At 57.9% G+C, this 12772-nt stretch carries 13 protein-coding genes; 10 read left to right on the top strand and 3 right to left on the bottom strand.

Annotation, left to right across the window (positions count from 1 at the left end; translation table 11 throughout):
• The first annotated feature begins 1 nt into the window (after nt 1).
• The 6 genes from V6L81_RS08600 (at nt 2) to V6L81_RS08575 (ending at nt 5877) form a co-directional block, all read left to right on the top strand.
• Complete coding sequence (locus tag V6L81_RS08600; RefSeq protein WP_095019458.1) at nt 2–478, top strand: YchJ family protein; 477 nt, start codon at nt 2–4, stop codon at nt 476–478.
• 22 nt (nt 479–500) lie between these two features.
• On the top strand, nt 501–986 hold the full coding sequence (locus V6L81_RS08595; RefSeq protein WP_095002968.1) for an LEA type 2 family protein: 486 nt from the start codon (nt 501–503) through the stop codon (nt 984–986).
• Nucleotides 987–993: 7 nt separating this feature from the next.
• Nucleotides 994–1203, top strand: a complete 210-nt coding sequence (locus V6L81_RS08590) for an SEC-C metal-binding domain-containing protein (protein WP_338660618.1) — start codon at nt 994–996, stop codon at nt 1201–1203.
• Between the two features lie 202 nt (nt 1204–1405).
• On the top strand, nt 1406–2047 hold the full coding sequence (locus V6L81_RS08585) for a glutathione binding-like protein (RefSeq protein ID WP_095002967.1): 642 nt from the start codon (nt 1406–1408) through the stop codon (nt 2045–2047).
• An 80-nt stretch (nt 2048–2127) separates the two neighbouring features.
• A complete protein-coding gene (locus V6L81_RS08580; protein WP_338660617.1) occupies nt 2128–4590 on the top strand; it encodes a penicillin acylase family protein in 2463 nt (820 codons plus the stop codon).
• A gap of 165 nt (nt 4591–4755) precedes the next feature.
• A complete protein-coding gene (locus tag V6L81_RS08575) occupies nt 4756–5877 on the top strand; it encodes a succinylglutamate desuccinylase/aspartoacylase family protein (RefSeq protein ID WP_095002965.1) in 1122 nt (373 codons plus the stop codon).
• Between the two features lie 12 nt (nt 5878–5889).
• Here V6L81_RS08575 and V6L81_RS08570 read toward each other — a convergent pair whose 3' ends face one another.
• Together V6L81_RS08570 and dcd are read right to left on the bottom strand one after the other, a co-directional pair.
• Nucleotides 5890–6096, bottom strand: a complete 207-nt coding sequence (locus tag V6L81_RS08570; protein ID WP_095002964.1) for a hypothetical protein — start codon at nt 6094–6096, stop codon at nt 5890–5892.
• A 93-nt stretch (nt 6097–6189) separates the two neighbouring features.
• Nucleotides 6190–6756, bottom strand: a complete 567-nt coding sequence (gene dcd / locus V6L81_RS08565) for a dCTP deaminase (RefSeq protein ID WP_016779707.1) — start codon at nt 6754–6756, stop codon at nt 6190–6192.
• A gap of 352 nt (nt 6757–7108) precedes the next feature.
• On the opposite strand from dcd, the gene V6L81_RS08560 reads away from it, so the two are divergent.
• On the top strand, nt 7109–7318 hold the full coding sequence (locus V6L81_RS08560) for a cold-shock protein (RefSeq protein WP_002554837.1): 210 nt from the start codon (nt 7109–7111) through the stop codon (nt 7316–7318).
• A 198-nt stretch (nt 7319–7516) separates the two neighbouring features.
• Here the strand turns inward: V6L81_RS08560 and apbC are convergent, their stop codons facing one another.
• Nucleotides 7517–8611 carry an iron-sulfur cluster carrier protein ApbC gene (apbC, locus tag V6L81_RS08555; RefSeq protein WP_095002963.1) on the bottom strand — a complete coding sequence of 365 codons (1095 nt, stop codon included), beginning with the start codon at nt 8609–8611 and terminating at the stop codon, nt 7517–7519.
• Nucleotides 8612–8792: 181 nt separating this feature from the next.
• Between apbC and metG the strand changes: the two genes are divergently transcribed.
• The 3 genes from metG (at nt 8793) to nth (ending at nt 12738) form a co-directional block, all read left to right on the top strand.
• Entirely contained in the window at nt 8793–10844 is a 2052-nt protein-coding gene (metG, locus tag V6L81_RS08550) for a methionine--tRNA ligase (RefSeq protein WP_315262229.1), read from the top strand.
• A 204-nt stretch (nt 10845–11048) separates the two neighbouring features.
• Nucleotides 11049–12041, top strand: coding sequence for an electron transport complex subunit RsxB (gene rsxB / locus V6L81_RS08545; protein ID WP_138738157.1), 993 nt, complete (start codon nt 11049–11051; stop codon nt 12039–12041).
• A gap of 58 nt (nt 12042–12099) precedes the next feature.
• Complete coding sequence (gene nth / locus V6L81_RS08540) at nt 12100–12738, top strand: endonuclease III (protein ID WP_095002960.1); 639 nt, start codon at nt 12100–12102, stop codon at nt 12736–12738.
• Nucleotides 12739–12772: the final 34 nt, after the last annotated feature.

Below are 12772 nucleotides of genomic sequence, written 5' to 3'. Positions count from 1 at the left end.
GATGAGCACATCCATTTGCCCCTGCGGCAGCGGCAACCTGCTGGAAGCCTGCTGCGGGCACTATCATGACGGCCACCCGGCCCCGAGCGCCGAAACCCTGATGCGCTCACGCTACAGCGCCTATGTATTGGGGCTTGTCGACTACCTGGTCAGCACCACCCTGCCTGTGCAGCAAGCCGGGCTGGATCGCCAGTCCATTGCCGACTGGAGCGCGCAGAGCACCTGGCTGGGCTTGACCGTTGAAAGCAGCGAAGTGTTCGGCGGCCAACCGGAACACGCCTTTGTGACCTTTACTGCACGCTGGCACGACGCCAATGGTGAGCACAGCCACCGCGAGCGCTCATCCTTTGTGCAAAGCGCCGGGCACTGGTACTTCATCGACCCCACCGTACCGCTCAAGGTCGGGCGCAACGACGCTTGCCCATGCGCCAGCGGGCTGAAGTTCAAAAAATGCTGTGCCGGTTTTTTCGGTCAATAGGCTGGACTCTGAGGGTTAAACAATGGACGTGCGGGCCCGAACAATAAAAACAATCGCCCTGGCCATGCTGCTGATGGTATCGGGATGCACCTCCTGGTTCGACTCAGGCGACAAGGACCCGGACGTGCATCTGGAAAAAGTCGAACTGGTGCAGGCCAAGCTGCTGGAGCAGCGCTTCAGGCTGCATTTTCGGGTCGACAACCCCAATGACTCGACACTGACCGTACGCGGCCTGAGCTATGCCGTGTATCTGGGCACCATCAAGCTGACCGAAGGTGAGAACGAACACTGGTTCAGCGTGCAACCCAACAGCAGCGCCATGTACGTGATACCGGTACGTACCAACCTCTGGCCGCAGGTGCGCCCGCTGGTCAATTTGCTTGAAACACCCGACCAGCCCATCCCCTACCGACTCGAGGGCACACTGCAAACCGGGCTGTTCTACGGTTACGACGTGCACCTGACGCGCAAAGGCGAGATAATCCCCGGCGATTTTATTCCAGAGTGATTGAGCAATGACCCAACAACCCCACGTTCATGGCCCCGACTGCAACCACGATCATGATCATGGCCACACCCATGACCACGATCACGGTCATGTACATGGCCCGCATTGCGGCCATGCACCTCAAGAGCCTGTGCGCAACGAGCTGAAAGAAGTTGGCCGCAACGATCCCTGCCCGTGCGGCAGCAGCAAGAAATTCAAGAAGTGCCACGGCGCCTGATCCCTCGGGACGCTTTGCAAACGCCGCACAGGATCCAGTGTCCTGTGCGGCGTTTGTGTTTTTGCTTTATGAAAAAGTGCGTCACAAACCATGACCTGCTTTCATCCGACGCGCTTTTGGGGGTAAAACTGACAGCCCACAGTCGATGACCGCCTCTGATGGTCGTCAGGTGCTGGGTGAACATTCCCTTCTGGAGCCCTTCATGATCGATCTTTATTACTGGACCACTCCCAACGGCCACAAAGTCTCATTGTTTCTTGAAGAAGCTGGCCTGCCCTACAAGGTTCATCCGATCAATATCGGCAAGAACGAACAGTTTGCTCCGGACTTTTTGAAGATAGCCCCGAATAACCGCATCCCGGCCATTGTTGATCAGGCACCGGCCGACGGTGGCGAGCCACTGTCCTTGTTCGAGTCCGGCGCGATCCTGCTGTACCTCGCGGAAAAAACCGGGCAATTTTTACCCAAGGACCTGCGCGGCCGGCAAATGGCCCTGCAATGGCTGTTCTGGCAAATGGGTGGCCTGGGGCCAATGGCCGGGCAAAATCATCACTTCAACCGCTTCGCACCGGAAAAAATCCCGTATGCGATCAAACGCTACACCGAAGAGACGGCCCGTTTGTATCGCGTATTGAACAAACAGCTGGAAGGCCGCGAGTTTGTTGCGGGTGACGAATACAGCATCGCCGACATGGCGATTTACCCGTGGATCGTGCCCCATGAATGGCAGGGGCAGAACCTGGATGATTTCCCGGCCCTGAAGGCCTGGTTCCAGCGAGTCAAGGCGCGCCCGGCTACAGAACGTGCCTACGCACTGGTGGATAAAATCAACCCGCCGAAGTAGTGCATATAGCGCTTGCACGGTGTCATCGGCCTCACTAACGTAGCGGCTTTCGATGACACCACCCCCGCAGGAGCTTTGCCATGGCCTCGCCAGCCTTTACTTCTTTACTACCCCGGTTCGGCGTTGCCGCGGCAATGGTCAGCCTGCTGGGCCTGGCCGGTTGCCAGATAAACAACCATGCCACTGAAAGCCTGGTGCCAGCCTCTGGCGTGCAACCGCTCAAGGGCCTTGCACAGAACGTGTCGGTACGCCGCAACATCCAGGGCATGCCGCTGATCGAAAGCAGCAGCTTCCATGACGCCCTGTTCACCCTGGGTTATGTGCATGCCGGTGACCGAATCAGCCAGATGGTGCGTTTGCGCTTGCTGGCCCAAGGCCGCTTGGCCGAGCTCAACGGCGTTGATGCACTGCAAAGCGACCGGTTGATGCGCACCGTCAATCTGAAAAAGAACGCTGACGAGCTTTATAAAAGCGCCTCACCGCGACTTAAAAAGTTTTTCGAAGTCTACGCTCGCGGAGTCAACGCCTACCTGTTCCGCTACCGCGACAAATTGCCGGCCGATCTGGCGCAGGCCAGCTACAAGGTCGAGTACTGGAAACCCGAGGACTCGGCGCTGATTTTCAGCCTGTTGAACTTCGGCATGTCGGTCAACCTGCAAGAAGAACTCAACGCCCTGGCCCTTACGCAAAAAGTCGGCACCGACAAACTGCCCTGGCTGATGCCAACCTATCCCAACGAAGCCCTGCCCAGCAGCGAAGCCGACAAGCTCAAGGGCCTGGCCCTGGGCAGCCAGTTGCAAGGCTTGAGCGGCGTGTCCCAGGCCCTTGAACAGGTGAAGCAACTGAGCCTGCCAGGTGTCACGGCATCCAGCGACTGGGCCATTGGCCCGCAGCGCAGCCGCAGTGGCAAGAGCCTGCTGGCCAACGATATCCATCAACCCATAGGCGTGCCTTCGGCCTGGAACTACGTGCAGATTCGCGCCCCCAAATACCAGGCTGCCGGGGCAACCATTGCGGGCTTGCCGACCCTGTTTGCCGGGTTCAACGGCAAGGTGGCATGGGGTATGAGCATGGCCATGGGCGACAACCAGGATGTGTTCCTGGAGAAGCTCAAACGCCAGGGCAGCAACCTGTACTACATGGCGAACGGCAAGTGGCTACCGGCGACGGTGCGCAACGAAACCTTTTTCGTCAAAGGTCAGCGTCCGATTCGCGAAGTAATTTACGAAACCCGCCACGGGCCTTTGCTCAACAGCACCCTGGGCAGCCCCAATGCCCTGAACAGTAGCCTGGGCCTTGCCCTGCAAACCCCGGACTTGCAGGGCGACAAAACCCTCGACGCATTTTTTGACCTGTCCCGTGCCCAGAACAGCGAAAAAGCCTCGGATGCCAGCCGTGAAATCCGCGCTGTGGCGCTGAACCTGCTGTATGCCGACGCCAACCATATCGGCTGGCAAGTGACCGGGCTCTACCCCAACCGCCGTGAAGGCCTTGGCCTGTTCCCGTCGCCGGGCTGGGATGGCCGCTACGATTGGGAAGGTTACGCCGACCCGATGCTGCACCCCTACGACCAGGACCCGACCCAGGGCTGGCTGGGTACCGCCAACCAGCGTACGGCCGCCTATGGCTACGGCATGCAACTGTCCAACTCGTGGCTGTCACCTGAGCGCAGCGAACGCCTTGCGCAACTGGCAGGCAGTGGCAAACAGGACGCCCGCAGCATGATAGCCATGCAGTACGACCAGACCACGCTGTTCGCAGCCAAGCTGAAAACCATGTTCAGCGCCCCCGGCATGGCACAGCCTCTGAAACAGGCGATCGCGGCATTGCCCGCGCCAGAACAGGCCAAAGCCCGTGAAGCTCTTGGCCGGCTGATGGCATTTGACGGCAAGCTCGGCGCCAACTCGGCCGATGCGGCAGTGTACGAACTGTTTTTGCAGGAAAGCACCCGGCAGATCTTCCTGGATGAACTGGGCCCCGAGAACAGCGCCAGCTGGCAGGCATTTGTGGCCAATAGCAACCTGTCTTACCCGGCGGTAGCCGATCACTTGCTGGGCCGCGAAGACAGTCCTTTCTGGGACGATAGCCGCACCACGCAAAAAGAAGACAAACCGGCCATTCTGGCCCGCAGCCTGGCCGGGGCGATCAGCATCGGTGACAGCCTGATGGGCAACGATCACAAAGCATGGCAGTGGGGCAAGCTGCATCAGTACGTATGGCGCAATGCCAACGGCCAGACTGTTCGCGCCCCCGTTATGGCAGGCGGCGATCATACGACCCTCAATACGGCGGCCTACCACCTCGCGGGCGCAAACTTCGAGGTGACGCAGATACCGGCCATGCGCATGATCATCGACTTCGGCCAGGTCGAACCGATGATGGCGCAAAACAGCACCGGGCAATCGAGTAACCCGGCCAGCCCGCACTACACCGACGGTATCGATCCGTGGCTCAAAGGGCAGTACATCAGCTTCCCGATGCAGCCGCAGAACTTCGACAAGACCTACGGCAAGACCCGTCTGACCCTGGTTCCGGGCAAGTAACCGAGAGCCACAGCCTGCCCTCTCATGCACAAAGCCGGGAGAGGGCATATGCTGAGTAAAAGGTGCAATTTTTCATTTGTATGTCGCCCATAATATGCTTCGATTGGGGCGACTGGCACAGCGCTACTGTCTGGCCATCTGAACTTGGCTCACAAGGACGTCTCCATGCAGCGACATCAAATTCATCCTTTGCTGGCACCTGTTCCGGGCACTGAACGGCTTATTCACAGTTTTCATTACGGGCCTGCCCAGCCCCGAGGCAAGATCTATATTCAGGCCTCACTGCACGCGGATGAATTGCCCGGGATGCTGGTCGCCTGGCACCTCAAGCAGCGCCTTGCAGAGCTTGAGGTGGCGGGACGGTTGCTCTTTGAGATAGTCGTGGTACCAGTGGCCAACCCGGCTGGCCTTGAGCAGGTCTTGATGGATATCCCGCTGGGGCGTTACGAGCTGCAAAGCGGGCAGAACTTCAATCGTAACTTCCTGGACCTGAGCACGCAGATTGGTGATGAGCTTGAAGGCCAGCTCAGCGATGATCCCGCACAGAACCTGCAGTTAATCCGCCGTCGCTTGCGCGAACTGCTGTCAGCGCAAGTGCCGACAACGCAGTTGCACTCCCAGCGCCTGACCCTGCAAACGCTGGCCTGCGATGCCGATATGGTGCTGGACCTGCACTGCGACTATGAGGCCGTACCCCACCTGTACACCACGCCTGAAGCCTGGCCGCAGGTCGAACCGCTGGCGCGCCACCTCGGCGCTCAAGCCAGCCTGCTGGCAACGGACTCCGGCGGGTTGTCGTTCGATGAGTGCTTCACCTTGCTGTGGTGGCAACTACAGCAGCGTTTCGGTCATTGCTATGCGATTCCCCAGGGCAGCTTTTCCGTAACCCTGGAATTACGCGGCCTGGCAGATGTGAACCACAGCCATGCAGGGCACGACTGCCAGGCGCTGATTGATTATCTGATCGATTTTGGCGCGATTGACGGAGAATCCGTGCCTTTGCCACCCCTTCTCTACCCCGCCACCCCTTTGGCCGGCGTAGAGCCCGTGGCAACACCTGCAGGCGGGCTGCTGGTGTTCAATGCCAGGCCGGGGGAGTATCTGTGCGCTGGCCAGTTGATTGCCGAGATCATTGACCCCATCAGCGACAAGCTCACACCGGTTTACTGCGCCAGCGCAGGTTTACTGTATGCCCGCTCTCAGCGGCGAATGGCCACCGCAGGCATGGTGATTGCCCACGTGGCAGGCCGCGAAGCCTATCGTAGCGGTTATCTGCTATCGCCTTGAGCCACTACCGGATCAGGCAACCGGCGCAGGCGGAGGCTCGTCAGGCAGCGTTGGCACGCCTGGTTCGGGCTCGATCGGTTGCGGGCTGTCCGGGTCAGGCTGGCCGGGGATGCCACCTGCATGCAGCTGTGGAAAGGCCAGCAGAGACCAGGCCAGCAGCCCGACCTGATTGGGCTCGAGGTTTGCCAGTTGGGCGCGGATACTCGGATCAATCTTCATAAGGCACTCCTGAGCGATGATCCGGCTCGCTGGATGCGTAACCGGAAATACACTCAATAGAGTGCATTTGCGCTCAAGAATTCCCTCTGTTCGTCAGGTGCGAGGCAAGGTCACGCCGCGCTGGCCCTGATACTTGCCGCCACGGTCCTTGTACGACACTTCACACTCTTCGTCAGATTCGAAGAACAGCATTTGTGCCACGCCTTCATTGGCGTAGATCTTGGCCGGCAATGTCGTGGTGTTGGAAAACTCCAGGGTCACATGACCTTCCCACTCGGGCTCAAGTGGCGTCACGTTAACGATGATGCCGCAACGCGCGTAGGTACTTTTACCCAGGCAGATGGTCAGCACATTGCGCGGAATACGGAAGTACTCAACGGTGCGTGCCAGGGCGAAGGAGTTTGGCGGGATGATGCAAACGTCGCTGGTGACATCGACAAAGCTGCCCGCGTCGAAATTTTTTGGATCAACGGTCGCCGAGTTGATATTGGTGAAGACCTTGAACTCGTTTGCGCAACGAACGTCATAGCCGTAGCTCGAAACGCCGTAGGAGATCAGACGGTTCTCGCCTTCTTCACGCACCTGACGCTCGACGAAAGGTTCGATCATGCCGTGCTCTTGCGCCATGCGGCGAATCCACTTGTCTGGTTTGATGCTCATGGCGGGTGTCCTGAATAGCGAGGTAGAAAATTCTGTTGGGCATCTTACCGCCCCCCAAGGCCCTGTTCAAAAATCTGGGGAAAAAATATCGAAATTAGCTTGAGATCCCCTGAATACAGGGTGTGAGGGCAACCGTCAGTCACGTTTTTGGATAATCCTTCGCAAAGACCCTTTGCACGTTCGGAAAAAAGCGTTAAGGTGGCGCCACTGTGTTGCTTGTGTCACTGAGAATCTCTACACGATATGTTGAATTTCGATCCAACCATCTCCAAGAATTTTTCCTGCTCTTTGCACTCAGTCTCGGCCAGGGCTTTTCCTGCGTCGCAGTTATCTTTGTTCAAGGAGTTACACCATGTCTAATCGCCAAACTGGTACCGTTAAGTGGTTCAACGATGAAAAAGGCTTCGGCTTCATCACTCCACAATCCGGTGACGACCTGTTTGTTCACTTCAAAGCAATCCAATCCGACGGCTTCAAAAGCCTGAAAGAAGGCCAACAGGTTTCTTTCATCGCTACTCGCGGTCAGAAAGGCATGCAAGCTGAGGAAGTTCAAGTTATCTAACTTGTACTGATCCAGTAAAAAACCCCGCCCTTAAAAGCGGGGTTTTTTTATGCCCGTAATAAACCCAGGCACGATTTTGTAGTCGCTGAAGAGGCACGAGGCGGCGATGGGCTGCATAGCGGCCCCAATTTCTGAAGGCCCTGGGGGCCTTATCGCAGCCTCGTACCTCGTCAGCGACTACAGGTATTTCATCGCAATTCAGTCGTCAGTGGTCGTAATGGTCGGCATAGCCTGCGAAGCCGCTTCATGCAGGACAATACGCGCGCCCACCTGTCGGGCCAGCTCCTGATAGATCAAGGCAACCGGGCTGTTGGGGTCAGCCACCGCTGTTGGCTTGCCATTGTCGGCCTGCTCGCGGATTTCCATCGACAGCGGCAGCGAGGCCAGCACCTCAACGCCATATTGCGTTGCCAGCTTCTCCCCCCCACCCTCACCGAACAGATGCTCTGCGTGACCACAGTTCGAGCAAATGTGTACCGCCATGTTCTCCACAACACCCAGCACCGGAATGTTGACCTTGCGGAACATCTCGACACCCTTGCGTGCATCCAGCAAAGCCAGATCCTGCGGCGTGGTCACAATCACCGACCCGGTCACCGGGACTTTCTGTGCCAGGGTCAGCTGGATATCGCCGGTACCCGGTGGCATATCAATGACCAGGTAATCAAGGTCATTCCAGGCCGTTTGTGTCACCAGCTGCAGCAACGCACCCGACACCATCGGACCGCGCCACACCATCGGCGTGTTGTCGTCAGTCAAAAAGGCCATCGACATGACTTCAACGCCATGGGCTTCGATGGGCACGAACCACTTCTGATCACGAATCTTCGGCCGCGTACCTTCAGCGATGCCAAACATCACGCCCTGGCTCGGACCATAAATATCCGCGTCCAGAATCCCCACCCGCGCACCTTCACGGGCCAGCGCCAGTGCCAGGTTGGCTGCGGTGGTGGACTTGCCGACACCGCCCTTGCCGGAAGCCACGGCCACAATGTTCTTCACATTGGCCAGGCCCGGGATTTGCGCCTGCGCCTTGTGCGCCGCAATCACGCAGTTGATCTCGACCTTGGCCGAGGTCACGCCATCCATGTTTTCGATGGCGGTTTGCAGGATCTGCGCCCAGCCACCCTTGAACAGACCGGCGGCATAACCCAGTTCAAGCTGAACACTGACGCGCTCACCCTGAACCTCTATGTTGCGGATGCATCCGGCACTGACCGGATCCTGATTCAGATAAGGGTCGGTGTATTGGCGAAGGACGGCCTCCACCGCTGCGCGATTAACTGCGCTCATGGGCAACTCCCGTAAAGACTGAGTAAAACAGGCCGCTATCGTACCTGTAATAAACCACCGGCAGCAGGCTTTTGAACCGCACAAAAACAGCACAAACGATCAGATACGCCAGCACGGGGTGAAATATATTGCCCGGCGCTTTATAGTGGCCGACCACCGTCTCATCAAGTAGCCGAGCCCCATGTCCGAGCCACGCAATATCTTAGTCACCAGCGCCCTGCCCTATGCCAATGGTTCAATTCACCTTGGCCATATGCTTGAGTACATCCAGACTGATATGTGGGTGCGCTTCCAGAAACTTCGCGGCAATCAGTGCACTTATGTCTGCGCAGACGATGCCCACGGCTCGGCCATCATGTTGCGCGCCGAGAAAGAAGGCATCACCCCCGAGCAACTGATCGCCAACGTCCAGGCTGAACACAGCGCCGACTTTGCCGAGTTCCTCGTCGATTTCGACAACTTCCACTCGACCCACGCCGAAGAAAACCGTGAGCTGTCGAGTGCGATCTACATCAAGCTGCGCGAAGCCGGGCATATCGCTACCCGCTCGATCACCCAGTACTTCGACCCGGAAAAGAAAATGTTCCTGGCCGACCGCTTCATCAAGGGCACCTGCCCTAAATGCGGCACTGACGATCAGTACGGCGACAACTGCGAAAAATGCGGCGCCACCTACGCGCCAACCGATCTGAAGAATCCCAAGTCCGCCATCTCCGGCGCCACTCCGGTACTCAAGGATTCCGAGCACTTCTTCTTCAAGCTGCCCGACTTCGATGCCATGCTCAAAAGCTGGACCCGCAGCGGCGCCCTGCAGGATGCTGTAGCCAACAAGATCGCCGAATGGCTGGATACCGGCCTGCAACAGTGGGATATCTCCCGCGATGCGCCGTACTTCGGCTTCGAGATCCCGGACGCGCCAGGCAAGTACTTCTATGTATGGCTGGACGCACCAATCGGCTACATGGCCAGTTTCAAGAACCTCTGCGCCCGCCGTCCAGATCTGGACTTCGACGCGTACTGGGCCAAGGACTCCACCGCCGAGCTGTACCATTTTATCGGCAAGGACATCGTTAACTTCCACGCCCTGTTCTGGCCAGCCATGCTCGAAGGCGCAGGCTATCGCAAGCCTACTGCCATCAACGTTCACGGTTACCTGACCGTCAACGGCCAGAAGATGTCCAAATCCCGCGGCACCTTTATCAAGGCCCGCACCTACCTGGACCACCTGGCACCGGAATACCTGCGCTACTACTACGCCTCCAAGCTGGGTCGCGGGGTTGATGACCTGGACCTGAACCTGGAAGACTTCGTACAGAAGGTCAACTCGGACCTTGTCGGCAAAGTGGTCAATATCGCCAGTCGTTGTGCAGGCTTTATTCACAAGGGTAACGCCGGTGTGATGGTCGAGGGCAATGCTGCTCCCGAACTGACCGAAGCGTTCCTGGCCGCCGCACCCAGCATTGCCGAGGCCTATGAAGCCCGTGACTTCGCCCGTGCCATGCGTGAAATCATGGCGTTGGCCGACCGTGCCAACGCCTGGATCGCTGACAAGGCTCCTTGGGCAATGGCCAAAGTTGAAGGCAAGCAAGCTGAAGTTCAGGCGGTCTGCGCACTGGGCATCAACCTCTTCCGCCAGCTGATCATCTTCCTCAAGCCGGTCCTGCCAGTTTTGGCTGCCGATGCAGAGGCATTCCTGAATGTCGCCCCCCTGACCTGGAACGATCACCAGGTGTTGCTGGCCAACCACCAATTGAACGCATTCAAGCCATTGCTGACCCGTATCGACCCGGTCAAGGTCCAGGCCATGACCGATGCTTCGAAAGAAGATCTGGTCGCCAGCCAGACCGACACCGGCAGCGCTGCACCACAGGGCAACGGCGAACTGGTCAAGGAGCCGCTGGCCGCAGAAATCGAGTTCGATACCTTCGCTGCCGTGGACTTGCGCGTCGCGCTGATTCTCAAGGCCGAAGCGGTTGAAGGTGCCGACAAGCTGCTGCGCCTGACCCTGGATATTGGCGACGAGCAACGCAACGTGTTTTCGGGAATCAAGAGCGCCTACCCGAACCCGGCCGAGCTTGAAGGTCGTCTGACCATGATGATCGCCAACCTGAAGCCACGCAAAATGCGCTTTGGCATATCTGAAGGCATGGTGATGGCTGCCGGCCCTGGCGGTGAAGAAATTTACCTGCTCAGCCCGGACAGCGGCGCCAAGCCAGGTCAGCGCATCAAGTAACACTGCCCCTTTGCACCGTCTGGTGGCCTGCAGGCCACCAGACGCTGTTCATCAGTAGCCGCCCCTCCCGTCATGCCGGATAATCAGCCGTCTTTACCGAGCTGAACGATCTTGCACCCACGCTTGACCGTCACGCCCCTATTTATCTCTGCGCATGTTGAGCGTCGCCCAGATGCGACCCGCTGTAGCTGGACTGATCACACCATGAGCCTGATTCAACGTATTGATGCTTTACTGCCGCAAACTCAATGCGGGAAATGCGGCCATCCTGGCTGCAAACCTTATGCGCAAGGTATTGCTCAAGGCGAGGCAATCAACAAGTGCCCGCCTGGCGGTGCCGAAACCATTGCTGCACTGGCCAGCTTGCTCAGGGTTCCCGTACTGCAACTGGATACCGATCGCGGCCAGGCCCCACCGCAAGTGGCCTATATTCGCGAAGCCGAATGCATCGGCTGCACCAAATGCATTCAGGCCTGCCCGATCGATGCCATTCTTGGCGCCGCCAAACTGATGCACAGCGTGATTATCGATGAATGCACCGGTTGCGATCTCTGCGTTGCGCCATGCCCGGTGGACTGCATCGAAATGCACCCGCTGCCTGCCAATGTCATCCCGATTGTCGGCGGCCTCGCTCAGAATGAAGAGCAGTTCAACGCCCGTAACCAGAAACGCGAGCATGCCCGCAAGCGTTTCGAGTCGCGCGACGAACGCCTGCGCCACGAAGAGCTGCACAGGCAAGCTGAACGCCTTGCCCGTGCCCAGCGCCCGCCTGCAGCAACCCTCAGCGGCACGCAAACGGATTTACCCGGGGCAGCATCAGGCAGCCTCAATGACGCCGCACTTAAAAAAGCCAAGGTCACTCTGGCCATGGCCCGCGCGCAATTGAACAAATCGTTGAAGGCCTTCGGGCATCCGCCAACCGCACAGCAGCAATCTCAGCTGGTTATTCTGCAACAGCAGTTTGAATCCGCGCAGCAGGCACTGGCTCAACTGGAGTCAATGCCCCTGGCCGCCACACCCGCACCGATAGCCAATACTGCCAAACTCAAACGGGCAAAAATCCAGCTGGCCATGCGCCGCGCCGAACTTAAAAAAGCCATGGGCCAAGAGGTGTCCGGCACCGAGCTGACACTTTTGGCTGACGCTGTCACTCAGGCAGAATCCGCACTCAATGCGCTGGATCCGGGCAAGACTTGAAAAAACCATATAAGCGCCCCACCGTTTATCGGACTGCTCTTCAGGAACGTTTTTAACCATGAACGCCGTAAAGCGCCTTGAAATATTTCGCCGGTTTCACGAAGACAACCCTGAACCTAAAACCGAACTGGCCTATTCATCGCCTTTTGAACTGCTTATCGCCGTGATCCTGTCTGCACAGGCCACTGACGTCAGCGTTAACAAGGCAATGGCCAAACTGTTTCCGGTCGCCAACACACCAGAAGCCATCTACGCTCTGGGAGTGGAAGGACTGTCGCACTACATCAAGACCATTGGCCTGTATAACAGCAAGGCCAAGAACGTGATCGAAACCTGCCGTTTATTGATTGAGCGCCATGGCAGCCAGGTCCCACAGACCCGAGAAGAGCTTGAAGCACTGCCCGGGGTAGGTCGTAAAACGGCAAACGTTGTGCTCAATACAGCTTTCCGGCAACTGACAATGGCTGTAGACACCCATATTTTCAGGGTCAGCAACCGAACCGGTATTGCCCCTGGCAAAAACGTGGTGGAGGTCGAAAAAAACCTCATGAAGTACGTACCAAAACCCTACCTGCTGGACGCCCATCACTGGCTTATCCTGCACGGGCGCTACGTGTGCCAGGCGCGCAAGCCTCGGTGCGGCAGTTGTCGCATAGAAGACCTGTGCGATTTCAAGGAAAAAACCTCTGATGATTGAGTGATAGGCGTTCTATGGGCTGATCGATTGAGAA

Origin of the sequence: Pseudomonas bubulae (assembly GCF_037023725.1) — a bacterium.
GTDB classification, from domain to species: domain Bacteria; phylum Pseudomonadota; class Gammaproteobacteria; order Pseudomonadales; family Pseudomonadaceae; genus Aquipseudomonas; species Aquipseudomonas bubulae.
The sequence above is the reverse complement of the archived record's forward strand: the minus strand, read 5'-3'. Positions and strand labels throughout refer to the sequence as shown.

Coding starts and splice junctions, on each gene's coding strand:
- V6L81_RS08600 (WP_095019458.1), top strand. CDS start 2: ATGAGCACATCCATTTGCCCCTGCGGCAGCGGCAACCTGCTGGAAGCC.
- V6L81_RS08595 (WP_095002968.1), top strand. CDS start 501: ATGGACGTGCGGGCCCGAACAATAAAAACAATCGCCCTGGCCATGCTG.
- V6L81_RS08590 (WP_338660618.1), top strand. CDS start 994: ATGACCCAACAACCCCACGTTCATGGCCCCGACTGCAACCACGATCAT.
- V6L81_RS08585 (WP_095002967.1), top strand. CDS start 1,406: ATGATCGATCTTTATTACTGGACCACTCCCAACGGCCACAAAGTCTCA.
- V6L81_RS08580 (WP_338660617.1), top strand. CDS start 2,128: ATGGCCTCGCCAGCCTTTACTTCTTTACTACCCCGGTTCGGCGTTGCC.
- V6L81_RS08575 (WP_095002965.1), top strand. CDS start 4,756: ATGCAGCGACATCAAATTCATCCTTTGCTGGCACCTGTTCCGGGCACT.
- V6L81_RS08570 (WP_095002964.1), bottom strand. CDS start 6,096: ATGAAGATTGATCCGAGTATCCGCGCCCAACTGGCAAACCTCGAGCCC.
- dcd (WP_016779707.1), bottom strand. CDS start 6,756: ATGAGCATCAAACCAGACAAGTGGATTCGCCGCATGGCGCAAGAGCAC.
- V6L81_RS08560 (WP_002554837.1), top strand. CDS start 7,109: ATGTCTAATCGCCAAACTGGTACCGTTAAGTGGTTCAACGATGAAAAA.
- apbC (WP_095002963.1), bottom strand. CDS start 8,611: ATGAGCGCAGTTAATCGCGCAGCGGTGGAGGCCGTCCTTCGCCAATAC.
- metG (WP_315262229.1), top strand. CDS start 8,793: ATGTCCGAGCCACGCAATATCTTAGTCACCAGCGCCCTGCCCTATGCC.
- rsxB (WP_138738157.1), top strand. CDS start 11,049: ATGAGCCTGATTCAACGTATTGATGCTTTACTGCCGCAAACTCAATGC.
- nth (WP_095002960.1), top strand. CDS start 12,100: ATGAACGCCGTAAAGCGCCTTGAAATATTTCGCCGGTTTCACGAAGAC.